Annotated in this window: 24 protein-coding genes; 12 read left to right on the top strand and 12 right to left on the bottom strand. The window is 52.8% G+C overall.

What is annotated here, in order from left to right; genetic code table 11:
• The first annotated feature begins 30 nt into the window (after window positions 1-30).
• The 7 genes from entC (at window position 31) to ABIE10_RS08265 (ending at window position 7,443) form a co-directional block, all read left to right on the top strand.
• On the top strand, window positions 31-1,206 hold the full coding sequence (gene entC / locus ABIE10_RS08295; RefSeq protein WP_259685812.1) for an isochorismate synthase EntC: 1,176 nt from the start codon (window positions 31-33) through the stop codon (window positions 1,204-1,206).
• Between the two features lie 33 nt (window positions 1,207-1,239).
• Window positions 1,240-2,850 carry a (2,3-dihydroxybenzoyl)adenylate synthase EntE gene (entE, locus tag ABIE10_RS08290; protein WP_047358073.1) on the top strand — a complete coding sequence of 537 codons (1,611 nt, stop codon included), beginning with the start codon at window positions 1,240-1,242 and terminating at the stop codon, window positions 2,848-2,850.
• Window positions 2,851-2,863: 13 nt separating this feature from the next.
• Entirely contained in the window at window positions 2,864-3,721 is an 858-nt protein-coding gene (locus tag ABIE10_RS08285) for an isochorismatase (RefSeq protein WP_153690631.1), read from the top strand.
• Window positions 3,721-4,476, top strand: a complete 756-nt coding sequence (gene entA, locus ABIE10_RS08280) for a 2,3-dihydro-2,3-dihydroxybenzoate dehydrogenase EntA (RefSeq protein ID WP_016155947.1) — start codon at window positions 3,721-3,723, stop codon at window positions 4,474-4,476. Before ABIE10_RS08285 ends, entA begins: the two co-directional genes overlap by 1 nt.
• A 2-nt stretch (window positions 4,477-4,478) precedes the next feature.
• Window positions 4,479-4,892: a proofreading thioesterase EntH gene (gene entH, locus ABIE10_RS08275; protein WP_029139447.1), complete on the top strand. Its 414-nt coding sequence runs from the start codon at window positions 4,479-4,481 to the stop codon at window positions 4,890-4,892.
• Between the two features lie 184 nt (window positions 4,893-5,076).
• Window positions 5,077-7,182 (top strand): pyruvate/proton symporter CstA, encoded by a 2,106-nt coding sequence (cstA, locus tag ABIE10_RS08270; protein ID WP_429155263.1) that lies wholly within the window; start codon window positions 5,077-5,079, stop codon window positions 7,180-7,182.
• A gap of 63 nt (window positions 7,183-7,245) precedes the next feature.
• The gene (locus ABIE10_RS08265) at window positions 7,246-7,443 is read left to right on the top strand and encodes a YbdD/YjiX family protein (protein WP_019076244.1); all 198 of its coding nucleotides are present in this window, start codon (window positions 7,246-7,248) and stop codon (window positions 7,441-7,443) included.
• 103 nt (window positions 7,444-7,546) lie between these two features.
• On the opposite strand, the gene ABIE10_RS08260 is transcribed toward ABIE10_RS08265, so the two are convergent.
• A complete protein-coding gene (locus ABIE10_RS08260) occupies window positions 7,547-8,635 on the bottom strand; it encodes an oxidoreductase (RefSeq protein WP_016155948.1) in 1,089 nt (362 codons plus the stop codon).
• A gap of 132 nt (window positions 8,636-8,767) precedes the next feature.
• Here ABIE10_RS08260 and ABIE10_RS08255 point away from each other — a divergent pair, with 132 nt between their 5' ends.
• On the top strand, window positions 8,768-9,928 hold the full coding sequence (locus ABIE10_RS08255) for a pyridoxal phosphate-dependent aminotransferase (protein WP_429155261.1): 1,161 nt from the start codon (window positions 8,768-8,770) through the stop codon (window positions 9,926-9,928).
• On the opposite strand, the gene ABIE10_RS08250 is transcribed toward ABIE10_RS08255, so the two are convergent.
• From ABIE10_RS08250 to dsbG, 4 genes are all read right to left on the bottom strand, one after another.
• Window positions 9,929-10,546: an IbrB-like domain-containing protein gene (locus ABIE10_RS08250; protein ID WP_046275109.1), complete on the bottom strand. Its 618-nt coding sequence runs from the start codon at window positions 10,544-10,546 to the stop codon at window positions 9,929-9,931.
• Entirely contained in the window at window positions 10,531-11,754 is a 1,224-nt protein-coding gene (locus ABIE10_RS08245) for a phosphoadenosine phosphosulfate reductase (RefSeq protein WP_047501773.1), read from the bottom strand. The genes ABIE10_RS08250 and ABIE10_RS08245 overlap by 16 nt, the downstream gene beginning before the upstream one ends.
• Window positions 11,755-11,903: 149 nt before the next feature.
• Window positions 11,904-12,824 carry a DNA-binding transcriptional repressor CitR gene (gene citR, locus ABIE10_RS08240; RefSeq protein WP_049282450.1) on the bottom strand — a complete coding sequence of 307 codons (921 nt, stop codon included), beginning with the start codon at window positions 12,822-12,824 and terminating at the stop codon, window positions 11,904-11,906.
• Between the two features lie 205 nt (window positions 12,825-13,029).
• A complete protein-coding gene (gene dsbG, locus ABIE10_RS08235) occupies window positions 13,030-13,776 on the bottom strand; it encodes a thiol:disulfide interchange protein DsbG (RefSeq protein ID WP_049282448.1) in 747 nt (248 codons plus the stop codon).
• A 374-nt stretch (window positions 13,777-14,150) separates the two neighbouring features.
• On the opposite strand from dsbG, the gene ahpC reads away from it, so the two are divergent.
• Window positions 14,151-14,714 (top strand): alkyl hydroperoxide reductase subunit C, encoded by a 564-nt coding sequence (gene ahpC / locus ABIE10_RS08230; protein ID WP_004859485.1) that lies wholly within the window; start codon window positions 14,151-14,153, stop codon window positions 14,712-14,714.
• 154 nt (window positions 14,715-14,868) lie between these two features.
• Window positions 14,869-16,434 (top strand): alkyl hydroperoxide reductase subunit F, encoded by a 1,566-nt coding sequence (ahpF, locus tag ABIE10_RS08225; protein ID WP_429155257.1) that lies wholly within the window; start codon window positions 14,869-14,871, stop codon window positions 16,432-16,434.
• A gap of 250 nt (window positions 16,435-16,684) precedes the next feature.
• Here ahpF and uspG read toward each other — a convergent pair whose 3' ends face one another.
• Both uspG and rnk read right to left on the bottom strand, forming a co-directional pair.
• Entirely contained in the window at window positions 16,685-17,113 is a 429-nt protein-coding gene (gene uspG, locus ABIE10_RS08220) for a universal stress protein UspG (protein ID WP_016152215.1), read from the bottom strand.
• 187 nt (window positions 17,114-17,300) lie between these two features.
• On the bottom strand, window positions 17,301-17,711 hold the full coding sequence (gene rnk / locus ABIE10_RS08215) for a nucleoside diphosphate kinase regulator (RefSeq protein ID WP_005120853.1): 411 nt from the start codon (window positions 17,709-17,711) through the stop codon (window positions 17,301-17,303).
• A 275-nt stretch (window positions 17,712-17,986) separates the two neighbouring features.
• Here rnk and ABIE10_RS08210 point away from each other — a divergent pair, with 275 nt between their 5' ends.
• Both ABIE10_RS08210 and ABIE10_RS08205 read left to right on the top strand, forming a co-directional pair.
• Window positions 17,987-18,817 (top strand): alpha/beta fold hydrolase, encoded by an 831-nt coding sequence (locus tag ABIE10_RS08210; RefSeq protein WP_429155255.1) that lies wholly within the window; start codon window positions 17,987-17,989, stop codon window positions 18,815-18,817.
• Between the two features lie 96 nt (window positions 18,818-18,913).
• The gene (locus ABIE10_RS08205; protein ID WP_429155254.1) at window positions 18,914-19,537 is read left to right on the top strand and encodes a flavin reductase family protein; all 624 of its coding nucleotides are present in this window, start codon (window positions 18,914-18,916) and stop codon (window positions 19,535-19,537) included.
• A 41-nt stretch (window positions 19,538-19,578) separates the two neighbouring features.
• Here ABIE10_RS08205 and rna read toward each other — a convergent pair whose 3' ends face one another.
• From rna to citF, 5 genes are all read right to left on the bottom strand, one after another.
• Window positions 19,579-20,385: a ribonuclease I gene (gene rna, locus ABIE10_RS08200; protein WP_049282446.1), complete on the bottom strand. Its 807-nt coding sequence runs from the start codon at window positions 20,383-20,385 to the stop codon at window positions 19,579-19,581.
• Between the two features lie 110 nt (window positions 20,386-20,495).
• Complete coding sequence (citT, locus tag ABIE10_RS08195; protein WP_016152219.1) at window positions 20,496-21,959, bottom strand: citrate/succinate antiporter CitT; 1,464 nt, start codon at window positions 21,957-21,959, stop codon at window positions 20,496-20,498.
• Between the two features lie 25 nt (window positions 21,960-21,984).
• Window positions 21,985-22,890 (bottom strand): triphosphoribosyl-dephospho-CoA synthase CitG, encoded by a 906-nt coding sequence (gene citG, locus ABIE10_RS08190; protein WP_429155253.1) that lies wholly within the window; start codon window positions 22,888-22,890, stop codon window positions 21,985-21,987.
• Window positions 22,859-23,413 carry a citrate lyase holo-[acyl-carrier protein] synthase gene (gene citX, locus ABIE10_RS08185; RefSeq protein WP_429155251.1) on the bottom strand — a complete coding sequence of 185 codons (555 nt, stop codon included), beginning with the start codon at window positions 23,411-23,413 and terminating at the stop codon, window positions 22,859-22,861. Before citX ends, citG begins: the two co-directional genes overlap by 32 nt.
• 3 nt (window positions 23,414-23,416) lie before the next feature.
• Window positions 23,417-24,949, bottom strand: a complete 1,533-nt coding sequence (citF, locus tag ABIE10_RS08180) for a citrate lyase subunit alpha (protein WP_429155249.1) — start codon at window positions 24,947-24,949, stop codon at window positions 23,417-23,419.
• Window positions 24,950-24,954 lie beyond the last annotated feature (5 nt).

Genomic DNA, 24,954 nt, shown 5'->3' with positions numbered 1-24,954 from the left:
TTAGAGCTTTTATCATTTTTGGAGGATGATATGGAAACGTCACTGGCCGAGGAAAAAACGCAGACTATGCCGACGCTCGCTCCCGACAGTTTTTTCTTTATGTCGCCGTACCGTAGTTTTACGACGTCAGGATGCTTCGCCCGCTATGCGGAACCGGCAATTGATGGCGATTCGCCAGACAGCCCTTTCCAACAAAAAATGCATGCGCTGTTTGCTGATGCCAAAGCGCAGGGTATCGCTAACCCCATCATGGTCGGAGCGATTCCTTTTGACACCCGCCAGCCGTCATCGCTGTTTATTCCCCAGTCATGGCAGACTTTCTCCCGAACGGCGAAGCAGCAATCATCTCGTTACTTTAACGCGCATCAGTCGCTGAACGTTGTTGAACGTAAATCGATCCCGGAACAGAACTTCTTTGAAGATATGGTCACTCGCGCGGCTGCGCTGACGGCAACCCCGGAAGTCGACAAAGTGGTGTTGTCACGCCTGATCGATATCACCGCTGATGCCAATATTGACAGCGGGGCGCTGCTGGAGCGCCTGGTGGCGCAAAATCCGGCGAGCTACAACTTTCACGTTCCCCTTGAAGACGGTGGCGTATTGATTGGCGCCAGTCCGGAACTGCTGTTACGCAAAGAAGGCGATCGTTTCAGCTCATTACCGCTGGCAGGCTCGGCACGACGTCAACCGGACGATGTGCTGGACCGTGAGGCGGGCATCCGCCTGCTGGCGTCCGAAAAGGATCGCCATGAGCACGAACTGGTGACGCAAGCCATGAAAAATGTCCTGCGCGATCGCAGCCGTGAACTGCAACTCCCTTCTTCTCCGCAACTGGTCACCACGCCTACGCTCTGGCACCTCGGCACGCCGTTTGAGGGTAAAGCCAACACGCAAGAAAACGCCCTGACGCTCGCGTGCCTGCTGCATCCGACGCCTGCGCTGAGCGGCTTCCCGCATCAGGTTGCGCGCAAACTTATCGCCGAGCTGGAGCCGTTCGATCGCGAACTGTTCGGTGGCATTGTCGGCTGGTGTGATGCCCAAGGCAACGGCGAATGGGTGGTGACGATCCGTTGTGCGAAGCTGCTGCGTAATCAGGTACGTTTCTTTGCCGGTGCCGGGATTGTTCCGGCTTCGTCCCCGGTTGCGGAATGGCGTGAAACGGGAGCCAAACTCTCCACGATGTTGAATGTTTTTGGACTGCATTAAGAGCCTTATTGACCAGGCCTCTAAGGAGCGATAATGAGTATTCCTTTCACCCGTTGGCCGGAGGAGTTTGCCCGCCGCTATCGTGAAAAAGGTTACTGGCAGGATTTGCCGCTGACCGACATTCTGACCCGTCACGCCGACAGCGACCATACGGCGGTGATCGATGGCGAACGCCATCTGAGCTATCGTCAACTGAATCAGGCCACTGACAATCTCGCCTGCAGTCTGCGCCGTCAGGGGATCAAACCCGGCGAAACCGCGTTGGTGCAACTGGGCAACGTGGCTGAGTTGTATATCACTTTCTTTGCGCTGCTCAAGCTGGGCGTAGCTCCGGTGCTGGCATTATTCAGCCATCAGCGTAACGAACTTAACGCCTATGCCAAACAGATTGAACCGGCGCTGCTGATTGCCGATCGTCAGCATGCGCTGTTTAGCGGGGACGATTTTCTTAACGCTTTTGTGGCTGAACACAATTCAGTGCGCGTGGTGCAACTGCGCAATGATGAAGGCGAACACAATCTGCAAACGGCGATAAGCCAGCCTGCGACTGATTTTTCCGCCACGCCATCGCCTGCTGATGAGGTGGCCTATTTCCAGCTTTCTGGCGGGACTACCGGGACGCCAAAGCTGATTCCTCGTACCCATAACGATTACTACTACAGCGTGCGTCGCAGCAATGAGATTTGCCGCTTCACCGGGGAAACGCGTTATTTATGCGCGATCCCGGCGGCGCATAACTACGCGATGAGTTCGCCTGGCGCGTTGGGGGTATTCCTGGCTGGCGGCACCGTCGTGCTGGCGGCTGACCCGAGCGCCACCCTGTGCTTCCCTCTGATTGAACAGCATCAGGTTAACGTCACGGCGCTGGTGCCGCCAGCGGTGAGCCTGTGGCTGCAAGCAATTGCGGAGTGGGGGAGCAATGCGCAATTGGCTTCGCTGACGCTGCTACAGGTCGGTGGGGCTCGGCTTTCCGCCTCGCTTGCGGCGCGTATTCCGGCGGAGATCGGCTGCCAGCTGCAGCAGGTCTTCGGCATGGCGGAAGGGCTGGTGAACTACACCCGTCTGGACGACAGTCCTGAACGCATCATCAATACCCAGGGCCGCCCGATGTGTCCCGATGATGAAGTCTGGGTAGCAGACGCTGACGGCAACCCTTTAGCCGAGGGAGAAACCGGGCGCCTGATGACGCGTGGCCCATACACCTTCCGCGGCTACTTCAACAGTCCTGAGCACAATGCCAGCGCCTTTGACGCCAACGGTTTTTACTGCTCCGGCGATCTGATCGCCATCGATCGAGATGGCTACATCACCGTCCAGGGACGCGAGAAAGATCAGATCAACCGCGGTGGGGAGAAGATCGCTGCAGAAGAGATTGAAAACCTGCTGCTGCGCCACCCGATGGTGATCCATGCCGCGCTGGTCAGTATGGATGACGAACTGATGGGCGAGAAAAGCTGTGCCTGGTTGGTGGTAAAAGAGCCGCTGCGAGCGGTGCAGGTGCGTCGTTTTCTACGCGAACAGGGCGTAGCGGAATTTAAATTACCTGACCGCGTGGAGTGCGTTGAGTCGTTACCGCTGACTCCGGTTGGGAAAGTAGATAAAAAACAATTACGTCAGTGGCTGGCATCACGTTCACTGGCCTGAAGGAGAATAAGAGATGGCAATTCCTAAACTGCAGGCTTATGCGCTACCCACGGCGCTTGATGTTCCGGTGAACAAAGTGGACTGGGCGTTTGACCCCGAACGCGCCGCACTGCTGATCCACGACATGCAGGACTATTTTATCGGTTTTTGGGGCGATAACTGCCCGATGATGGAGCAGGTCGTCGCTAACATCGCCGCACTGCGTCAGTACTGCAAAGAGCATAACATTCCGGTGTATTACACCGCTCAGCCGAAAGAACAAAGTGATGAAGACCGCGCACTGCTCAATGATATGTGGGGACCGGGACTGACGCGTTCGCCGGAACAGCAAAAAATCGTAGAGGCGCTGGCGCCGGATGAAGCGGATACCATTCTGGTGAAATGGCGTTACAGCGCATTTCATCGCTCCCCGCTGGAACAGATGCTTAAGGAAACCGGACGTAATCAACTGATCATTACCGGCGTGTATGCGCATATTGGCTGTATGACCACCGCAACGGACGCCTTTATGCGCGACATCAAGCCGTTTATGGTTGCCGATGCGTTGGCAGACTTTAGCCGTGACGAACATCTGATGTCGCTGAAATACGTGGCGGGACGCTCCGGGCGTGTGGTGATGACTCAGGAATTATTACCGACGCCGGTACCGGCCAGCAAAGATGCGTTACGCAGCATTATTCTGCCGCTGCTCGATGAGTCCGAAGAGCCGATGGATGACGAAAACCTGATCGACTACGGACTGGATTCTGTGCGCATGATGGCGCTGGCGGCGCGCTGGCGTAAGGTTCATAGCGATATTGACTTCGTGATGCTGGCGAAAAACCCGACCATTGACGCCTGGTGGACGCTGCTCTCTCGCGAGGTGAAGTAATGTCTGGATTTGACTTCGCAGGGAAAACCGTCTGGGTAACCGGCGCGGGAAAAGGGATTGGCTACACCACGGCGCTGGCGTTTGTGAAAGCGGGTGCTGAGGTGACAGGATTCGATCGTGAATTTTCTCAGAATAACTACCCGTTTGCCACCGAAGTGCTGGATGTGGCGAATGCTGAACAGGTGGCTGAGGTGTGTCAGCGCGTCCTGCAAACGCGCGAGCGGTTGGATGTGTTGGTCAATGCGGCGGGTATTTTGCGTATGGGGGCCACCGATGCGCTGAGCATTGAGGAGTGGCAGCAGACGTTTGCGGTTAACGTTGGTGGGGCGTTCAATCTGTTTCAGCAGACGATGGCGCAGTTTCGTCGCCAGCAGGGCGGGGCAATCGTGACCGTCGCGTCGGATGCGGCGCACACGCCGCGTATCGGTATGAGCGCATACGGTGCGTCAAAAGCCGCGCTGAAAAACCTGGCACTGACCGTCGGACTTGAACTGGCAGGCAGCGGTGTGCGTTGCAATGTGGTTTCGCCAGGCTCGACCGACACCGACATGCAGCGTACGTTGTGGGTCAGCGATGATGCGGAGCAACAGCGCATTCGTGGGTTTGGCGAGCAGTTTAAGCTCGGCATTCCGCTGGGGAAAATCGCTCGTCCACAGGAAATCGCTAACACGATTTTATTCCTCGCTTCCGATCTGGCGAGCCACATTACGCTTCAGGATATCGTGGTGGACGGCGGCTCCACGCTGGGGGCATGACGATGATCTGGAAACGTCATTTAACGCTGGATGAACTCAATGCCACTAGTCAGAACACGATGGTGGCGCATTTAGGCATGGTCTATACCCGACTGGGGGATGATGTGCTGGAAGCCGAAATGCCGGTGGATAGCCGGACGCATCAGCCGTTTGGTCTGCTGCACGGCGGCGCGTCGGCGGCCCTGGCGGAAACATTGGGTTCGATGGCGGGTTATCTGATGACTCGCGACGGGCAGTGTGTGGTGGGTACGGAACTGAACGCCACGCACCATCGGGCGGTTGCGCAGGGGAAAGTGCGCGGCGTTTGCCAGCCGTTGCACCTCGGGCGTCAGAGTCAAAGCTGGGAAATCGTCATCTTTGATGAGCAGGGACGACGCTGTTGCACCTGTCGTTTAGGCACTGCGGTGATGGGGTGAGTCGCCCGACAAAGTAAAATGAAATTGCAGGGTTAACGGCTAAATGAAGTGATCCAGTTAACAATGCAATGTAAATACTCAGTGATACTTCGGGTTTACATGGTTGTCAGGTTGTTAAATTCAGAAAAGATGTTATAGAAACAAAATGTAACATCTCTCTGACCAGGACAACGGAAAACCAAGTATGAATAAATCAGGGAAGTACCTCGTCTGGACAGTGCTCTCCGTTATGGGAGCATTTGCCCTCGGCTATATCGCATTAAATCGTGGCGAACAGATCAACGCGTTGTGGATAGTCGTGGCGTCGGTCTGTGTCTACCTTATCGCTTACCGTTTCTACGGCCTGTACATCGCGAAAAATGTACTGGCGCTGGACCCGACGCGTATGACGCCTGCCGTGCGTCATAACGATGGTCTGGACTATGTTCCTACCGATAAAAAAGTGCTGTTTGGCCACCATTTCGCGGCGATTGCTGGAGCGGGTCCATTAGTTGGACCGGTGCTGGCGGCGCAAATGGGCTATCTGCCGGGTATGATCTGGCTGCTTGCCGGGGTGGTACTGGCGGGGGCGGTGCAGGACTTTATGGTGCTGTTTGTTTCTACCCGTCGCGATGGTCGTTCCCTTGGCGAACTGGTGAAAGAAGAAATGGGCCCAACGGCGGGCGTCATTGCGCTGGTGGCCTGTTTTATGATCATGGTGATTATCCTCGCGGTACTGGCGATGATCGTCGTGAAAGCGCTGACCCACAGCCCGTGGGGAACCTACACCGTCACCTTTACTATCCCGCTGGCGATCTTCATGGGGATTTACCTGCGTTATCTGCGCCCGGGCCGCATTGGTGAAGTGTCGGTCATCGGTCTGGTATTCCTGGTGTTTGCTATTATTTCCGGCGGCTGGGTGGCTGAAAGCCCGACCTGGGCACCGTACTTTGACTTTACCGGCGTACAGTTGACCTGGATGCTGGTGGGATACGGCTTTGTCGCCGCTGTGTTGCCGGTGTGGCTGCTGCTGGCACCGCGTGATTATCTCTCTACCTTCCTGAAAATCGGTACCATTGTTGGTCTGGCGGTAGGGATTCTGATCATGCGTCCGACGCTGACCATGCCTGCGCTGACCAAGTTTGTTGACGGTACAGGCCCGGTCTGGAGCGGTAACCTGTTCCCGTTCTTGTTTATTACCATCGCCTGCGGTGCGGTCTCTGGTTTCCACGCGCTGATTGCCTCCGGCACCACGCCGAAGATGCTGGCGAATGAAGGTCAGGCCTGTTTTATTGGCTACGGCGGGATGCTGATGGAATCCTTTGTCGCCATTATGGCGCTGGTGGCGGCCTGCGTTATCGACCCGGGCGTCTATTTTGCGATGAACAGCCCGATGGCTGTACTGGCACCTGCCGGAACCACCGATGTGGTTGCGTCAGCGGCACAGGTTGTGAGCAGTTGGGGCTTTGTTATCACGCCTGATACGCTGCATCAGATTGCGAACGATGTCGGCGAACAATCCATTATCTCCCGCGCAGGCGGTGCGCCGACGCTGGCGGTGGGCATGGCGTATATTCTGCATGGTGCGCTGGGCGGCATGATGGATGTGGCGTTCTGGTATCACTTCGCCATTCTGTTTGAAGCCCTGTTTATTCTGACGGCGGTAGACGCCGGTACGCGCGCCGCACGCTTTATGCTGCAGGATCTGCTGGGCGTGGTGTCACCGGGTCTGAAACGTACTGATTCCCTGCCTGCGAACCTGCTGGCAACGGCGCTGTGCGTGCTGGCCTGGGGTTACTTCTTGCACCAGGGCGTGGTGGATCCATTGGGTGGTATTAATACCCTGTGGCCACTGTTTGGTATCGCCAACCAGATGCTGGCCGGTATGGCGTTGATGCTTTGCGCGGTGGTGCTGTTCAAGATGAAACGTCAGCGCTACGCGTGGGTGGCGCTGGTGCCAACGGCCTGGCTGCTGATTTGTACCCTGACCGCCGGCTGGCAGAAAGCGTTTAGCCCGGATGCGAAAATTGGCTTCCTCGCCATCGCTAACAAGTTCCAGGCGATGATCGACAGCGGTAATATTCCGGCGCAGTACACTCAGTCGCAGCTGACGCAGTTGGTGTTTAACAACCGCCTGGATGCGGGTCTCACTATCTTCTTCATGGTAGTCGTTGTGGTGCTGGGTCTGTTCTCCATCAAAACTGCACTGGCAGCACTGAAAGAGGACAAACCTACGTCGAAAGAAACGCCATACGAACCGATGCCTGAGAATGTCGAAGAGATCGTGGCGCAGGCGAAAGGCGCGCACTAATATTCTCTTAACCAACGAGCCCTCTCCTGAATGGGGAGGGCGTTTGTTCGACAGGGAACCACTATGTTTGAAACGCTCTCTAAAGCCGGGAAGTATTTGGGTCAAACCGCCCGATTAATGATAGGTGTGCCGGATTACGACAACTATGTTGAGCATATGCGCGTCACGCATCCGGACCTGACGCCAATGACCTACGAAGAATTTTTCCGCGAACGCCAGGATGCGCGCTACGGGGGGAAAGGCGGCGCACGCTGCTGTTAATGCTCTTCATCATTCAAGCTGCAGGCGTGTTCACCCTGGTCACTTACCTTTGTAAGCTCCAGGGTTTCGCTGCGTTGCCGCCATCAGGCATCCCACACCATAATCACACCGTAAACGATTCTACTTTTTCGAACGCTGCGCGCAGCGTCTGTGGCGTTAACGTTACCGGCAGCGCATGAATGGACTCCACCGGGCGCAGGGTGTGCGCAATCACGTTGTCGATTTCGGCGCGGTTGTTGATGTCCACGTCCAGTTGAGCCAACCGGGTTGGCAGGTTGAAGCGCTGATAGGCGGTAATTAACTGCGCCAGCACATCATCTTGTCCCAGCAGCGCGCTTTGCACCAGTATGCCGTACGCCACTTTGGTGCCATGTAAAAACTTCTCCGTTTGCGGGAGCACGGTCAGGCCATTATGTACCGAATGCGCCGCCGCCACGCGGGTGTAGCGCTCACCCAGACCGCCGACCATGCCGCCTCCGGCAATAATTGCATCCACCACATCGCAAAACGTGCGGCTTAACGTGCCTTGTTGCTTATCGACCAGCGCCTGCTCGCTGCTTTCCAACAGGACGTCGCGGATCGTCTGCGCAGCATGGATACCCAGACGTACGGTCAGAGGCAGGTTTTCCGGCTCAGGTGCGAGCACGACGGCCTCGTACCATTTCGCCAGCGTGTCGCCGATCCCCGCCAGTAAGTATTCTTCAGGCGCATTGAGAACGATCTCTGGCTCGACCAGCACGAGGAAATTGGCGTCAGCGAAAATTTCGAAATGCAGCGCCTGGCCTGCATCGTTGTACCAGACGGAGAGCGGTGTCCATGCGGCGCAGGTCGCTGCGATAGTAGGAATACCGACAAAAGGCAGACCCAGACGACGAGCCAGCGCTTTGGCTGTGTCGAGCAATGTCCCGCCGCCCACACCAATCACCACGCTGCGATTCTCTCCTGACTCTTTTGCCAGTTGAGTAACATCGGTTTCGCTGCAATGTCCCGTAAACAGCAGGTGCCTGGCATCGGCAAGATGAAATGCCTCAGGCAGATAAGGGCGGGCCGCGTCGATGGCGCGTTCACCGTACACCCAGACGGCGCGTGAGAGTTGCTCTGCGGTGAAAAAATCGTTGAGTCTTGACAGGCTGCCGGGATGGGAAAAATAGTTGGCCGGGCCGGTGACGACGCGAATCTCGGTATTACTCATGTTGTGTTGTCCTTTTGGCTGTCCTGTCAATGCAGGTTATTTTTATATAGACGTCTGAACGTCTTGATTGCCAAATACTAGCATCGTGCTATAGTGGCTTCAACCACAACATCACCCGCTGGGATAACAATAATGAGTAATAACCCGCTGATTCCGCAAAGCAAACTGCCTAATCTTGGCACCACTATCTTCACGCAAATGAGCGCGCTGGCGCAGCAGCATCAGGCCATTAACCTCTCGCAGGGATTTCCTGATTTTGACGGGCCACTCTTTTTGCAGGAACGTCTGGCGTATCACGTCGCGCATGGCGCAAACCAGTATGCGCCGATGACGGGCGTACAGCCGCTGCGCGAAGCCATTGCGGATAAAACCGCGCAGTTGTACGGCTATAAACCTGATGCGAATAGTGAAGTGACCGTGACGGCGGGGGCCACAGAAGCGCTGTTCGCCGCAATTACGGCGCTGGTGCGTCCTGGCGATGAGGTGATTTGTTTTGACCCGAGCTACGACAGCTATGCACCCGCGGTCGAATTATCCGGCGGCGTAGTTAAACGTATCGCGCTGCAACCGCCGTCTTTTCGCGTCGACTGGCAGGAATTTAGCGCTGTACTCAGCGAACGCACCCGACTGGTGATCCTTAACACGCCGCACAATCCTTCCGCCACCGTATGGCATCACGCCGATTTTGATGCCCTGTGGCAGGCAATTAAAGAACGCGAGATCTTTGTCATCAGCGACGAAGTTTATGAGCACATTTGCTTCGCCGGACAAGGACATGCCAGCGTGCTGGCGCATTCACAGCTGCGCGAACGCGCCGTTGCCGTTTCATCGTTTGGGAAGACCTACCATATGACCGGCTGGAAAGTCGGCTACTGCGTTGCGCCTGCCGCCATTAGCGCTGAATTACGCAAGGTACACCAGTATCTGACGTTCTCAGTTAATACGCCGGCTCAGTTGGCGCTGGCGGATATGCTGCGGGAGGATCCAACACACTATCGTGAGTTGCCAGCCTTTTATCAGAAAAAACGCGATGTGTTGGTGCACGCGCTGCGTGACAGCCGACTGGAAATTTTGCCGTGTGAAGGCACCTATTTTCTGCTGGTCGATTACAGTGCCGTCTCCACGCTTAACGACGTTGAGTTTTGCCAGTGGCTGACCAAAGAAGTGGGCGTTGCCGCGATCCCGTTGTCGGTTTTCTGCGCCGATCCTTTCCCGCATAAGCTGATTCGCCTATGTTTTGCCAAGCAAGAATCGACGCTGCTGGCGGCAGCCGAACGTCTGGTTGCACTGTAGTTATTTTACTGTCCAGGCTTTGGAGAAGCGACGGTCGGCAAACAACTCTTGCAGACCGTTAATTTGTTTCAGACGTAAAACCTCATCGTCGTCCATACCTAACTCTTTACTGATTTTCTCTGCGCTCCATCCCAGTAGTGATAATTCACGAACGATTTCCGACATGGCATGAATTTTATGCCGCCCACGGGCACGGTTATGACGAATTGTCGCTGCCATGCGTTCATGGCGCTCACGCTGTAAACAGGTGACCGGCAGGTAGCCATGCAGGCGTGATTTCAGCGACGGTTTGCTTTTACCTAGCTCATGACGGTGGAAACCATCGACAATTTCGTATTCTTCCGCCGTGGAGTGAACTACCACGATGGGCTGCGTGAATCCGTCTGCTTCGAGGGATTTCTGCAGCAGCTTTTTCTCCGGAGGCGCAACGTTATTAGGGTTATAGTCATTGGGTGAGATATGCTCGTTTTTAATCCATAGTACACAGTCTACTGGCTCTTCGCGAAAAGGGCTGACGCTGTGGATAGCCATTCTGAATTGGTTGATTGCTTCAATTCGTTCTTCTTCTGACAGCCCAGAAAGAAAACCAGTGAGTTCTTGAGTTAGTCGGTGTTGCATAAGATTCCCCATTGCTGGCGTTTTATTTTCATGCGTTCATTATAACGTTGGTAGTTTTTGGGTTTTGTGGGGCTGAATGACAGCGCCCGGCACCAGTAGTCGTTATTCAGCAGGACTTTACAGATACGCCGCCATGACGGAATATCCGCTGAGCCAATATCTTTTTCCTGAGTTTGCGGGATATTGTCCATGCCCTTTTTCTTATACCACTGCAAATAGATGGCGATTTTATTGCGATAATGCTCAGCGGTCTTTTCCGGCATGCTGTTGAGCAGCAGCATGGCGTATTCCTGCCAGTTTAAATGTTCGGGTTTCAATATTTTGCGGTGCCCGTAAAAATGGTTGTCCTGACCGGCATAAATTCCGCCACTTTTTACACCGCTGACACGGGCGCACATGGTTGCCCAACGCTCGGGTTCAATGACGTGATATAGCCATAATCCCTGACGCTGTTCCGGGCCAAAGGGCTCACAAATACGCATGTAACGTGTTGGGACACCGGCCTGATACATGAGATTGTATAAGGGATTGCACGACATTCTGGTTTTTGCGAACCAGGTCCAGATATCGGCAGTTTTCCAGTCATAAATCGGGTAAATATACCAGGTATGCCCGCCGGGGGCGCTGGTGGTCCAGGGTTTATCATCGGCAAAGCGCTGCTTTTGCGAATTGGCAATGGCGACAAAACGATTATATGACTCATCGGCGCGGATCCCGACCATCATGCCGGCTGGACGTTTCTCTGAATACCAGTCAGCGAACTCGCGAACAAATTGTTCAAAGGTCATGCCGGGTTGATAGAAGGAGAAATAATCTGGATCGGTTATGGCATCCGTGGGAGGCTGGCGAACCCACGGAGTACCTGGTTCCCAACACTGCCATTCTGGCTGAAATTGAGAGAGTGAATTCTGGGTGGTGAGCGGTAAAGCCACCCAATAAAAGCGCTCGATGACATCAGAATAACGTGCACGAAGCGCCTCAACATAATCAATAGTGCAGGAAAACTGGGCTTCCCAGTCGATAAATAGTACGTCAATTTTTTTATGCAGTTGGCGTGCAAGCATAGCTGTCAGATGTAACATCAGTCCTGAATCTTTCCCGCCGGAGAAAGAGACACAAACCCGAGGCAGAGTTTCCAGCGCCCAGGTTATGCGCTCCAGAGCGGCGTCCAGCACGTTTTGATCAAGCGGGATTTTATAAATAGACATATTAAACTCATATCAAAATTATTATTTAAAACAATAACAAATGCTGACAATAAGATATGCTAATTTTTTCCAGGTGCAACGTTTTAATACATTCATGGTTATTTTGAATTGCCTTCATTCATAAAAATATAAAATGAATAGGTAAAGCTCTACTTGTTAGTCCTTTGGTCATTTTTATCATTTATTTTATTAATTAAATTAACGAAGCCAGTATTGTTGAGTGACGCTCTGTTATACATTAAAAATAAATTTATTTTGGGTAAGGGGATATCGATACGGATCTCTTTTAAATTAAATGAGCCGATATATTGTTCGTAAACATCTCTTGGTAACAGACCTATGATATCTGTGTTTGAAATAATATTAATGATCGTTATTAATGAGTCGCTGCGGAAGCCAATATCTCGATTAGCCAGCAATGCGCTGGTTTTTTGCCAGTATTCTTTAACGCCAGGATCTTCAGAGATAAGTTGCGTGAACTGTTCTTTTAATATTGTTTCAAGCGTACTTTCTCCATTAATTCTCGGATGGTTTTTGTTGCAAACTAATATTGTTTCAGCAGTTTTAAATGGCGAGCATATTATCGAACGATTACTCACTGGAGCGGTAGCAATGACTAAATCTGCTTTTCTGTAAGCCAACAGATTTTCCGTGCTTTCAGCAGTGATCAGTATGTTATGGTGCTCAATTTCGACATGCGAGTCTTCTCTGAGAAAATGAATAACTTCCTCGATGTTGATAATGGTTGGCAGTTGTGGACAGTAAATAACGAATTTTTTCTTCAGACTGGAGTTATTCATGATGTTTAGTGTCTGCTCCAGACTGTTGAGGTTTTTCTCAAGATGATGATGGAGGTTAATCCCCATAATCGTTGGCGTTAGGCCTTTTCCGGAGCGGATAAACAGTGGGTCATTAAATTGTGTGCGTAGCCGTTGCAGTGACTGGCTAACGGCAGAGGGGGTGATATACAAAGTTTCGGCAGCTTTAGTGATACTCAAATGTTGATAAATACACTCAAAGATAACCAATAGATTGAGATCGAACTTTTTAAGGTCATAGAGGTTAGCCATACATACCTTCCTGTGATGGTCATGTTTTGAAAAATTTAATTCTGAAATATTTTAAGTTGTGAATATTCTTGTGATTTATGTTTGTGTGCTTAATGAATTATTAATTTAAACTAAAAATAGCACATGTTGCGTAATTTTGACCAAAAAAGTTAATTTAAATGAGTGATTGACATGGGAATGATAACAACCACTCATTTTTTCACATTTATTTATTACCCATGATAATGTTTAATTTCTCCTTATCCGGTAAGCCGACTTCCTGTTGTAACGTATCGTCTTTACTCATGTAATAGATAGCCGGCGTGACGTTGGCGCCTAAATCATCCATCAACTTTTGATTGATATTCAACACTTTCATCTGCTCCGGTGAGACGGAAGTCGGGATTTGTAGCTTCATTTTCCCACCGGATGCCTCATAGTCATGCCAGGTCTTGGCCGGATCTTTTGCGGCCAGAATCGCTGCGGCGGTAGCCGGGCTTTCGGGTTTAATTACGCCAACCAGTAATGTGCGCAACTGAACTTTACCTGAGTCCACCCACGGGCGAGCCTGCTGCCAGAACTGTTTGCAATAGGGACAGAAGGGATCGGCAAACACGTAGACAATGACCGGAGCCTCTTTTTTCCCGTCCAGAATCCAGGATGCTTTTTCCATTCGCTGCCACATTTCGCGCCCGGCAGGGGCGTAGATCTCTTTTTCTATCAGCGCATTACTGAGGTTTTCACCTTTTTCGTTATACATATAACCGGAAATGGCGTGTTTACCGTCAGGCGTAACATAGATAGTAACGCCCATATCCTGGTATTTTCCCAGGTAGCCCTTCATTCCACCCGGCGCGTCGAAGGGTTTCAGAATAGTAATGCCCTGTTTCTCAATAGCTTTAACGGGAGCAGGAAGTTCTTCGGCGTGCACCACGGCAGGAAGCAGGGTTAAGAGTAAGGTACGTTTAAACATTGATTTTCCTTATAAAATCAGAAGGAAAGGGGGCTAAGTTGCAAAACCTATCGCAGCCATAGGTAAGATCGACCGTCTGTCGATTGCCCTTTCTTGAGTGGGGTGATGTAATCCCAATCGCTGTTACGACCTTTGTTAAGGTAATGTAGAGCGCAACACATAGCCAGCCCTGCTGGCACTGACGTTACCTGCGGGTAGCTCGGGTAATGAGGCTCCCTGCAAAGGGGGCCTTTTTTACTTTTATCTTTAGGTTCACAACATGAGTTTGAGTGGGTTGTTAGTTAACGCTTATTGATTTGATAAAGGAAACGCATTAGCCCTGCGAAGAGATTTTCGTTAACTTATCTCTCAACGAAAACACGGAGGAAGTACAGATGTCTTTGATTAATACCAAAATTAAACCTTTCAAAAACCAGGCGTTCAAAAACGGTGAGTTCATCGAAGTAACCGAGAAAGATACCGAAGGTCGCTGGAGCGTCTTCTTCTTCTACCCGGCTGACTTTACTTTCGTTTGCCCGACCGAGCTGGGTGATGTGGCTGACCACTACGAAGAACTGCAGAAACTGGGCGTAGATGTCTATTCCGTATCTACTGACACCCACTTCACCCACAAAGCATGGCACAGCAGCTCTGACACCATCGCGAAAATCAAATACGCGATGATCGGCGACCCGACTGGCGCCCTGACCCGTAACTTCGACAACATGCGTGAAGATGAAGGTCTGGCTGACCGCGCAACCTTCGTTGTAGACCCGCAGGGTATCATCCAGGCAATCGAAGTTACCGCTGAAGGTATCGGCCGTGATGCGTCTGACCTGCTGCGTAAAATTAAAGCCGCACAGTACGTTGCCTCTCACCCAGGTGAAGTTTGCCCGGCGAAATGGAAAGAAGGCGAAGCGACCCTGGCTCCATCCTTAGATCTGGTCGGTAAGATTTAAGTCGCATAGTTTGTTGGCCGGATAAACGCAGTGCATCCGGCCATTCCACAGGCGCAGTTTGCGCCTGTTTTATTCCAGCACCATGACGCAAGTTGCATTAATGCAGTCCCGCAAAGTCGGCTTGCATGATGATGTTTTCAGAGAGGGAAGAAGAATGCTCGACACAAATATGAAAACCCAGCTCAAGGCTTATCTTGAGAAACTGACCAAACCTGTTGAGCTGATTGCTACGCTGGATGACAGCGCCAAATCGGCAGAAATCAAGGAACTGCTGACTGAAATTGCTGAACTGTCAGAAAAAGTCACCTTTAAAGAAGACAATACTCTGGCGGTACGCAAGCCATCGTTCCTGATCACCAATCCAGGTTCTCACCAGGGGCCGCGCTTTGCCGGTTCTCCGCTGGGCCATGAGTTTACCTCCCTGGTGCTGGCGCTGCTGTGGACCGGTGGTCATCCGTCAAAAGAGGCGCAGGCGTTGCTGGAGCAGATCCGCGATCTCGACGGTGATTTTGAGTTTGAAACCTATTATTCGCTTTCCTGTCATAACTGTCCGGACGTGGTACAGGCGCTGAACCTGATGTCGGTACTGAATCCACGCATCAAGCATACGGCGATTGATGGCGGTACATTCCAGAACGAAATTACCGATCGCAACGTGATGGGCGTTCCGGCGGTGTATATGAACGGCAAAGAGTTCGGTCAGGGGCGTATGACGCTGACTGAGATCGTGGCGAAAGTAGATAGCGGCGCAGAAAAACGTGCGGCACAAGAGCTGAACAAACGTGATGCTTATGACGTGCTGATTGTCGGTTCCGGTCCTGCGGGGGCGGCAGCGGCAGTGTACTCTGCACGTAAAGGTATTCGCACCGGTCTGATGGGCGAACGTTTTGGCGGTCAGGTTCTTGATACCGTTGATATTGAAAACTACATCTCGGTACCGAAAACCGAAGGCCAGAAACTGGCGGGTGCGCTGAAAGCACACGTTGATGATTATGATGTTGATGTGATCGACAGCCAGAGCGCAAGTAAACTGGTTCCGGCGGCGCAGGAAGGCGGTTTACATCAGATTGAAACGGCATCCGGCGCGGTGCTCAAAGCACGCAGCATTATCATTGCCACCGGTGCGAAATGGCGCAACATGAACGTTCCGGGCGAAGATCAGTATCGCACCAAAGGCGTAACCTACTGCCCGCACTGCGATGGCCCGCTGTTCAAAGGCAAGCGCGTTGCGGTGATTGGTGGCGGCAACTCCGGTGTTGAAGCTGCTATTGACCTGGCAGGCATTGTTGAACATGTGACGCTGCTGGAGTTCGCACCTGAAATGAAGGCTGACCAGGTGCTGCAGAATAAGCTTCGCAGTCTGAAAAACGTCAATATTATTCTGAATGCGCAAACGACAGAAGTGAAAGGCGATGGCAGCAAAGTCACCGGCCTGGAGTATCGCGACCGCGTGAGTGGCGACGTTCACAGTGTGGAACTGGCGGGTATCTTTGTACAGATAGGTCTGCTGCCAAACACCAACTGGCTGGAAGGTGCCGTCGAGCGTAATCGCATGGGTGAAATCATCATCGATGCCAAGTGCGAAACCAGCGTGAAGGGGGTTTTCGCCGCTGGTGACTGCACCACCGTACCGTATAAGCAGATCATCATCGCGACCGGTGAAGGCGCGAAGGCCTCATTGAGTTCGTTTGATTATCTGATTCGCACGACAGTAGCATAAAAAAAGTAAGACACACCTGCAATGCCAAAACCGTCAGCCATCCGCTGGCGGTTTTTTATTTCCACGCTTTCAGATTGTCAATTCTTGAAACAATAAACCGCATAACACATTCATTTAATGAGTCTGACCATTAGTTTCATCAAAGAAAGATGAGGCGTTTTCTTTATTATATCAACCTGCATTACGTTTTAATGGTCACCCCTGTCAGGCGTTAACCTGGCAGGGGTTTTCTTTAGCAAATTAGAGGCTATTAACGTACAACCAGCACTGGCAGAGTAGCGTGGCGAACAACGCTGGAAGCGTTTGAGCCGAGCAGATGAGTGCTGATTGATGGGTTGCGCGATCCAATGACGACCACATCCGCATTCAACTCTTCACCCAACTCGTTGACGACGTCACGTACGCTGCCAAAGCGGACGTGTTGTTTAATACGGGAAGGATCGATGCTGAAGTGACCGACCATCGTTTGCAGACGAGTTTCCGCTTCGTGTTGTAGATGCTCTTCAAAACGACGGACATCGGCTGCAAAGCGGTGCAGGCTTAAGCTTGCTGAGCCTGGCAGCACATGCAGCAGATGGATAACCCCGTTTTCCTGTGCCAGAAATTCTGCATGGCGAATAGCCTTGTCGCTCAGTTCCATTTCGAATACATCAACAGGCATTATGATTGTGTTGTACATAAACATTCTCCTTGTCATTACATGAACACATATCAGCATAGTATTAAAAATGATTCTGTCAGTCACGACACAGATTTATGTTTTGCGAACAGGAGATAAGGTGAGAGTCAGGAGCAGAGGACTAACCGGAAAGAGGATGCGGATGCATCCCCTGTAAGATAAAGCGAGTGGCTTTGATAAGACAGAGTTAGCGCAGGTAGTCGCCCGCAGCTTCAGGTTGGTACTCAAGCTCGATGACTTCGAGGTGTGTTGAGGTCCCGCCTGGTAGTTCCCAGTGAATGGTGTCGCCAACGCGCAGGCCCAGAAGTGCAGCGCCAACAGGTGCCATTACCGAAAGCTGTGTGCTGCTGTCAGTCATATTGGCCGGATACACCAGGGTACGCACACGGACTTCGCCATCACTCAGATTGCGGAATTTCACGCGGCTGTTCATGGTCACGACATCGTGCGGCATGGTTTCTGGTGAACACATTTGGGCACGATCCAGCTCGGCGTTCAGGGCGTCGGCAATCGGTAAACCAGCAAACGCAGGTTGCTCCAACAGGCGGTCAATGCGTTCCGCATCGAGGTCGTTAATGATGATAGTTGGTCTGGACATTTGTTACTCCATGTCGTCGATACTGCGGGTGCGCAGGTAAATAATCCCAAAAGAAAACCCTCACCGTCAGGCGGCAAGGGTTTAGCTTTTATGATGATACTGAGACTTACCCCTGGTTTGAAGTGATTTAGTTCACATTCAGGCAAATCATCAATATTGTTGCGTATGGTGTGATTTTAGCCGAAAAACGCGATCGTTCTCCAATTTGCATTATGCTTTTTAAGCGCTCGCTGCGGGCGCGTCAAACAACTCAGTGTTCCGCGACAGGAGATCTCATGAGCCAGTACGACAAACTTACCTTGAAAGACGGCAGCTATTTGCATTTTAAAGATTGGGGAAGTGGGCAGCCTATCGTCTTTAGCCATGGCTGGCCGCTGACGGCAGATGCGTTTGAGGATCAGATGCTGTTCCTCGGGTCGAAAGGATTTCGGGTGATCGCCCATGACAGGCGTGGGCATGGGCGTTCAGCCCAACCCTGGGATGGTCACAATATGGATCAGTATGCTGACGATCTGGCTGAACTTACCGAGCATCTCAATCTTAAAGATGCCGTACATGTTGGACACTCTACCGGGGGCGGGGAAGTGGCGAGGTACATTGGACGCCATGGAACGCAGCGGGTAGCCAAAGCGGTGTTAATCGGCGCGGTGACGCCCATAATGATCAAGACAGACTTTAACCCAAATGGTGTGCCGAAAGAGGTGTTTGATGGCATCCGTGAGGGAGTGATAAACGATCGCGCTGCCTTCTTCTATGAACTGACCGCTGCATTCTATGGCTACAACCGCCCGGGCGTAAATGCGTCGAAAGCCGTTCGTGAAAGCTTTGTTGAACAGGGCTTACAAGGTTCCATCAAAGCGTTGTACGACTGTATTCACGCGTTTTCAGAAACTGACCTGCGTGAGGATCTCAAAAAGATGACTATCCCGACGCTGGTGATCCATGGTGATGACGATCAGATTGTCCCGTTTGAAACCTGCGGAAAGGTTGCGGCGCAAATACTGCCGGACTCGCAGTTGAAGTTGTATGTTGGCGGTTCGCATGGCATTTGCACTACCCATAAACAACAGATCAACGGCGATCTGCTCAACTTTATTCAATCGTAATCTTTAGCGGATTGTTCTACGCTGATCTTCTTTTTCCAGGGAGATGAGCGAAGCATAATTTGTGCTGCGCTGATGTTAACTTCAACAGAGAACACTATGTATTTCTATCAACCATCACAAGGACACGGCTTACCGCATGACCCGCTGAATGCCATCATTGGACCGCGCCCTATTGGCTGGATTGCCTCCCGCGACAGCGATGGTCGGCATAACCTTGCACCGTACAGTTTCTTTAACTGCTTTAATTATCACCCGCCGATTATTGGTTTCGCCAGCAGCGGCTGGAAAGACAGCGTGCAGAATATTATCGACACCGGTGAGTTTGTCTGGAATCTGACGACTCTTGAGTTGGCCAGTGCAATGAACGAAACGTCAGCCAGCTTGCCTCACGGCGAGGATGAGTTTTTTGCCGCCGGGCTTAGTAAGGCAGATAGTCGGATAGTCAGCGTGCCGCGGGTGGCGCAAAGCCCGGTCAATTTTGAGTGTCGTTTATCGCAAAGTCTGCAACTGACCACCGCTGATGGTTCGCCTGTTGAAACCTGGCTGGTGCTGGGAGAAGTGGTGGGCATTCATATTGATGAAACGCTACTGGAAGGCGTCATCTACCAGACGGCGAAAGCAAAACCGGTACTGCGTGCGGGCGGGCCAACGGCGTATTATTCGAACAGTGAAACACACCGCTTTGATTTAGTTCGCCCGGATGCCCGTTCAAAACGCTAACCATATGGACCGACGCCAGCTTGCCGCGCCGGTCGTTATTTTCAGTATCCCACTTTGTCGATAATAAACTGTTTACCGCAGTTACCCGGATGCGGTTGCGGTAAGAATGACTGTGCGGATAACGTCTGGTTAATGGTGTCGGCTTTCAGGGACAACTGGATTTCTGTGAGATAGGCCGGATTGCCGTGGCAGCTTAGCTTCACGGCTTTAACGTTCTCTCTGCCCCAGCTTTTAGCGACGGCGGCGTCAAATGCGCTGCGGCTGACGGTTTTGCCGTAGTTTTCTGCGAGGAATTTGCCAGCCTCGCTGTTCTTAACCTCATTATTCATCCGTACCATCGTGCCGAAGTACGCGTCGGGATCAAAACCGAAACAGGCGCCATGTTTGGCATATTCGTAACGTTCCAGACAGGATCTCCCGCCGGCACCGGGCATTACGGCACTGAGTTTTGCCGCGCTTTCCAACGACAGGCCCGTTTCGGGAGCCGCGCATTTACGGCTGGCGCGCGCTTCAGGCAGGTTGGGAATAGGGCGAGTCGCGCAGCCAAAGCGCATCCAGCGGCGGTTGTCTACTCCACGGGCGGCGATGGATTTTGGCAGGCTGGGCCATAAACCGTGAACGGTCAGGAAATCTGCTTTATCCGCGCTCTCTTTTTGCAGACGACATTCGTCGGGCTCTTGACGATTTCTCTCGTGTTGGCTCTGACAAAATCCGGTTTGCCAGGAGAGGGCCAGCACGTAGCTGTCAAAATCAGCGTACTGTTTTGCCTGAAGTTCATCGGCCTGAGCTACAGAAACTGGGAGCAGAAGTGCTGCCAGCAGCGAAGAATAACGCCATGTTGATGTCATGATGATTTCGGATACTTATATAAATTCTGAATATCATCTATTTAATCATAAAAAATGCCAGTCAGGTTTAGCTGACTGGCATCATTTTCATCAGGCGGGAACCCGAATGATTAGCTCCACATTGCCAGAATCGGCCAGCCGACCAGCAGAAGCATAGAGATGTAGATAACGCCGAAGATAGCACCCAGACGCCAGTAGTCTTTGGACTTCACATAACCGCAGCCGTAAATAATAACGCCAGGGCCAGTTGCATACGGAGTCAGACAGCCCATGATACCGATGGACAGTACCAGCAGGATACACAGGTGTTCCATCGGAACGCCCGGGATGCCTTTACCGACGGCCAGAATAACCGGCAGCATGGTGGCGGTGTGTGCGGAAAGGCTGGCAAACAGGTAGTGAGCAAAATAGAACACCAGCACCAGAACGATCACGGTCGCGTTAGGCGAGAAGCCTTCCAGGTGCGAGCTCATCGTGTTGGCGAACCAGTCGATGAAGCCTGAACGGGTTAAACCATTCGCCATAACGACCAGCGTGGCGAGGTTAACCAGGGTGTTCCATGCGCTGTTATAACGGGTGATGTCTTTCCACGGGACAACGTGCAGCGCCAGCATCAGCGAGACTGCCAGCAGACCCACAGCGGTCGCATCAATCAGTTTACCGCCAAAGACCCACAGACCCAGGCTGAGCAGAACCAGACCGATCAGGGTCAGCTCTTTACGCGTCAGTTTACCCATGGTTTTCAGTTCATCACCAGCCCACGCGGCAACTTCAGCACTGTGAGTAACTTCTGGCTTGTAAAGAACATAGGACAGCCACGGAGCAACGATCAGCAAAATAATACCAACCGGCAGGAAGCTGAGGAACCATTGCAACCAGCTGATTTGAATACCGGCAATTTTATTGACGAATTCCAGACCCAGCACGTTAGGTGCAGCACCGGTAACGAACATAGAGGAGCTCAGGCTGGTACTGATTACCATCATCCACATCAGATATCCGCCGATACGGCGTGCGGACGGATCGTTCGGGAATGATTTAAACAGCGGCGGCAGGTTTTTGATAACCGGGAATACGGTACCACCGGTACGCGCGGTGTTGGACGGTGTAAACGGCGCCAGCAGAATGTCGATGATGACAATCGCGTAGCCCAGCGTCAGGGTGCGCTTACCCATGAATTTTACCAGGAACAGCGCGATACGACGACCAAGACCGGTGACTTCATAGCCCAGCGCGAAGATAAACGCGCCAAACACCAACCACACGGTCGTGCTGGAGAAGCCTGCCAGACCCCATTTCAGCGCTTGCTTACCCGCTTTAAACGCTGGGTCGGCCAGCTCTGAAGCATCAAACAGCAGATAGTTGCTGCCGATGACGCAGATCGTTACGGCGATAAAGCTTATCGCTGTTGCCGGGATTGGCTCCAGGATCATCCCGACAATCATTGCCACGAAAACGGCAAAATAGTGCCAGGCCTGCGGGGGCATTCCATCAGGGACAGGGATAAGAAACATGACGCCCATTACGACCAATGGGGCCAGTAATTTCCATATTTTATCTTTTGCTAAAGACATGTGTGTGATTCTCCGGAAAGGATCTTTAATTGTGATAATAATGAACTTGTGAAATCTGAGCTAAGAACCAGGTGACGATCAGCAGATCGGCGCAGCCTCCTGGGCTGAGGTTGCGTTCAATGCACTGTTGGTCGAACTGGCGCAGGTATTCGAGATCGGCAGGGGTGCGAATCCCCCCTTGCTGCAAAAGAGTTGTGGCCTGCTGCTGTAGCCAGCGCAGACCTTCTGCGCCGCCACGTGAAGCCACGTTGGTGTCGCCATTGATAGACATCAGCAGCAATAACGTGTCGAGTAGCGCCAGTTCAGGATCGCGGCCCTGAGTCAGCAGTGCGCGGTAGTGCGGCAGGGCATGCTGGATGACTAGCGGGTATCCCGCTTCGGCTTCGCCCCGTGCGCCGGTTAATCCCAGTTGCTGATAAAGACGTTGGCCAGCCGTGAGTTGTTGATTGTTCTGGCGCAGTTCGCGCTCGGTCAGGCCACGGCAAAATGTTGCTGCCGTTGAGCAAAGGGTTTCAGCGGTAACAGTCAGTTGGAGCTGGTGCAGGCGGCCAATGGCGGCACACAGCAGCCCCAGTGAAAAGATGCTCCCTTTATGGGTGTTTACCCCCTCGGTGGCGCGAAACATATCGGCTTCGCAGGCCATGCCCAGTGGGCGCAGTCCTTTCAACACATCTTCGGGCGACAGCTGTGCGCTAAACGCCCCATATTCAATAAAACGCGGCAGCCAGGCCTGAATTGCCTCAGCGCTGCGATGAAAATCTTCCAGCGCCATATCTTTATGTGCGCCGTTGTTAATACGATCCACCAGACCTGGTTTGGGCGACAGGTTGACTTCAGTCAACATGGCCCGCCACGCAAGCGTTGCGTAAGCGTCAGGCAGATCCAGAGGAAGGACTGCGTTATTGGTTGATGTTGCGGGAATCGGCATCATGCAGCAGAGCCTCCATCTGAGAGAGTAAGTCGGAAAGCGCGTGGGTTTTACCCCGAGAACATTCGGCAGCGCTTTGCTCGCACAGCAGACAGCGGCGGGCAGGGAGTGCGAAATGACGCCGGGACAGAATTTCCCCTTCAGGGGTCAGGACATCGATGTCCCATAACCGTCCCAGCGGATGTGAATGCTCAAGTTCAATCGTGGCGAGCTTGAGATCGTGGGCCGGGGCCTCAATAGACAAAAGACCTTCCGGACCGCTGGCAGAAACCAGCGCCGTTTGCTCCCTGACAATCCAGGCGAATTTTTCCGCCAGCGCGAGCAGGGCGGTGACGCCGTGATTAAAGATGCGACGGGTTAATGCGCTGTCTTTAATCGGACCCGGTGCGACCACGGTAAATGAGACCAGTGGCGCGTGATGACGCGTCAGCCAGGCATGTTGCCTTGCTTGTCTCTCATCCCGGCTGGCGAGCAGCTCGGGAATCGAAACCGCGTTTTGGGTGGCGTGTTCAGGGAGCAGGCGCATGGCTTATTCCTTCACCTGATGCACAACGTCAATCACCGAGCCATCGCGGTAACGCACAACGGCAATCACGCGGTCGGTGAATTCGATAGCGCGTGGCTGACCGGTGAGCAGCTGTGCACGTTCGCGCAGCCATTCAATGGACACCACTTTCATACCGGCTTCTTTCAGACGTTCAGCCAGTTCCGGACGCGCAGGGTTAACGGCGATACCGTGGTCAGTGACCAGGATGTCTACGCTGGAGCCCGGGGTTACGCAGGTCAGGACGTTATCAACCAGCGTCGGGATGCGTCCGCGAACCAGCGGAGCGACAATGATAGAAAGCGCAGCGGCAACCGCAGTATCGCAGTGACCGCCGGATGCGCCGCGCAGTACGCCGTCAGAACCGGTCAGTACGTTAACGTTGAAGCTGGTATCAACTTCCAGCGCACTCAGCACCACGACGTCCAGACGATCGACGGAGGCGCCTTTTGAGCCCCAGTTGGCATATTGGTTGGCACTGATTTCAATGTGGTTTGGATTGCGGGCCAGCGACTCTGCCGCGTTACGGTCAAAGCTCTGTACGTCCAGCAGTTTGCGAATCAGGCCTTTTTCGTGCAGGTCAACGATGGTAGCGGTGATGCCGCCCAGCGCGAAGTCAGCACGGATATCGCGGCTGCGCATCTTGTCTTCCAGGAAACGAGTAACGGCCAGAGAAGCGCCGCCGGTTCCTGTCTGCAGTGAGAAGCCTTCATTGAAGTAACCGGAGTTAGCAATGACGTCTGCCGCGCTACGGGCGATTAACAGTTCACGCGGGTTGGTGGTCATGCGTGTCGCATCAGCACCGATTTTGTCCGCATCGCCGACCTGATCGATCTGTACAATCAGATCCACTTGATCCTGCGTAATGCTGGCCGGGTTATGCGGATAGGTCAGCAGCTGTTCAGTCAGCAGGACAACCTGTTTTGCATTTTCGGCATCGACGCGGGCATAGCCCAGTGAACCACAGCACGCTTTACCGGTATAGCCGTTAGCGTTACCAAACTGGTCGCAGGACGGTACGCCGAGGAACGCCACATCAATACTGAGTTCGCCACTCTGCACCAGGTGTACACGGCCGCCATGGGAGTGGACCTGCACAGGCTCGGCCAGCAGGCCACGGGAGATCTCTTCCGCCAGCGGGCCACGCAGCCCGGAGGTGTAAATACGGCTGACCACGCCCTGACGGATGTGCTCAACCAGCGGAGCATGGCAGTCGCTCAGGGAGCTGGAGGCCAGCGTCAGATTTTTAAAGCCCATTCTGGCGATGGCGTCCATCACCAGGTTAATCGTCAGATCGCCACCGCGAAAAGCGTGGTGGAAAGAGATGGTCATGCCATCCTGTAAACCTGAACGACGAATGGCGTCTTCCAGGTTAGCGCACAGCTTTTTGTCGCGCGGTTTTTGCGCCTGTAATTCTACTTTTGCGGTGCTCTGATAAGCGGAAAGCTCACTTTCTGCATGACGGCTCCAGGTCGCCACGCGATCCTGGCGTTGAGACTGTTCGATTTTCTGCGTCATTTTTT

It is taken from the genome of Citrobacter sp. 506, assembly GCF_050434985.1.
GTDB classification, from domain to species: Bacteria; Pseudomonadota; Gammaproteobacteria; order Enterobacterales; family Enterobacteriaceae; genus Citrobacter; species Citrobacter braakii.
The sequence above is the reverse complement of the archived record's forward strand: the minus strand, read 5'-3'. Positions and strand labels throughout refer to the sequence as shown.

What these genes read in the sequence shown, in the direction of transcription:
- dsbG (WP_049282448.1), bottom strand. Translation starts at nt 13,776, where the DNA reads ATGTTTAAACGTACCTTACTCTTAACCCTGCTTCCTGCCGTGGTGCAC.
- ABIE10_RS08285 (WP_153690631.1), top strand. Translation starts at nt 2,864, where the DNA reads ATGGCAATTCCTAAACTGCAGGCTTATGCGCTACCCACGGCGCTTGAT.
- cstA (WP_429155263.1), top strand. Translation starts at nt 5,077, where the DNA reads ATGAATAAATCAGGGAAGTACCTCGTCTGGACAGTGCTCTCCGTTATG.
- citR (WP_049282450.1), bottom strand. Translation starts at nt 12,824, where the DNA reads ATGGCTAACCTCTATGACCTTAAAAAGTTCGATCTCAATCTATTGGTT.
- ABIE10_RS08265 (WP_019076244.1), top strand. Translation starts at nt 7,246, where the DNA reads ATGTTTGAAACGCTCTCTAAAGCCGGGAAGTATTTGGGTCAAACCGCC.
- rnk (WP_005120853.1), bottom strand. Translation starts at nt 17,711, where the DNA reads ATGTCCAGACCAACTATCATCATTAACGACCTCGATGCGGAACGCATT.
- ABIE10_RS08245 (WP_047501773.1), bottom strand. Translation starts at nt 11,754, where the DNA reads ATGTCTATTTATAAAATCCCGCTTGATCAAAACGTGCTGGACGCCGCT.
- ahpF (WP_429155257.1), top strand. Translation starts at nt 14,869, where the DNA reads ATGCTCGACACAAATATGAAAACCCAGCTCAAGGCTTATCTTGAGAAA.
- rna (WP_049282446.1), bottom strand. Translation starts at nt 20,385, where the DNA reads ATGACATCAACATGGCGTTATTCTTCGCTGCTGGCAGCACTTCTGCTC.
- ahpC (WP_004859485.1), top strand. Translation starts at nt 14,151, where the DNA reads ATGTCTTTGATTAATACCAAAATTAAACCTTTCAAAAACCAGGCGTTC.
- citF (WP_429155249.1), bottom strand. Translation starts at nt 24,949, where the DNA reads ATGACGCAGAAAATCGAACAGTCTCAACGCCAGGATCGCGTGGCGACC.
- uspG (WP_016152215.1), bottom strand. Translation starts at nt 17,113, where the DNA reads ATGTACAACACAATCATAATGCCTGTTGATGTATTCGAAATGGAACTG.
- citG (WP_429155253.1), bottom strand. Translation starts at nt 22,890, where the DNA reads ATGATGCCGATTCCCGCAACATCAACCAATAACGCAGTCCTTCCTCTG.
- entA (WP_016155947.1), top strand. Translation starts at nt 3,721, where the DNA reads ATGTCTGGATTTGACTTCGCAGGGAAAACCGTCTGGGTAACCGGCGCG.
- ABIE10_RS08260 (WP_016155948.1), bottom strand. Translation starts at nt 8,635, where the DNA reads ATGAGTAATACCGAGATTCGCGTCGTCACCGGCCCGGCCAACTATTTT.
- entH (WP_029139447.1), top strand. Translation starts at nt 4,479, where the DNA reads ATGATCTGGAAACGTCATTTAACGCTGGATGAACTCAATGCCACTAGT.
- citT (WP_016152219.1), bottom strand. Translation starts at nt 21,959, where the DNA reads ATGTCTTTAGCAAAAGATAAAATATGGAAATTACTGGCCCCATTGGTC.
- ABIE10_RS08255 (WP_429155261.1), top strand. Translation starts at nt 8,768, where the DNA reads ATGAGTAATAACCCGCTGATTCCGCAAAGCAAACTGCCTAATCTTGGC.
- entC (WP_259685812.1), top strand. Translation starts at nt 31, where the DNA reads ATGGAAACGTCACTGGCCGAGGAAAAAACGCAGACTATGCCGACGCTC.
- ABIE10_RS08250 (WP_046275109.1), bottom strand. Translation starts at nt 10,546, where the DNA reads ATGCAACACCGACTAACTCAAGAACTCACTGGTTTTCTTTCTGGGCTG.
- ABIE10_RS08205 (WP_429155254.1), top strand. Translation starts at nt 18,914, where the DNA reads ATGTATTTCTATCAACCATCACAAGGACACGGCTTACCGCATGACCCG.
- entE (WP_047358073.1), top strand. Translation starts at nt 1,240, where the DNA reads ATGAGTATTCCTTTCACCCGTTGGCCGGAGGAGTTTGCCCGCCGCTAT.
- citX (WP_429155251.1), bottom strand. Translation starts at nt 23,413, where the DNA reads ATGCGCCTGCTCCCTGAACACGCCACCCAAAACGCGGTTTCGATTCCC.
- ABIE10_RS08210 (WP_429155255.1), top strand. Translation starts at nt 17,987, where the DNA reads ATGAGCCAGTACGACAAACTTACCTTGAAAGACGGCAGCTATTTGCAT.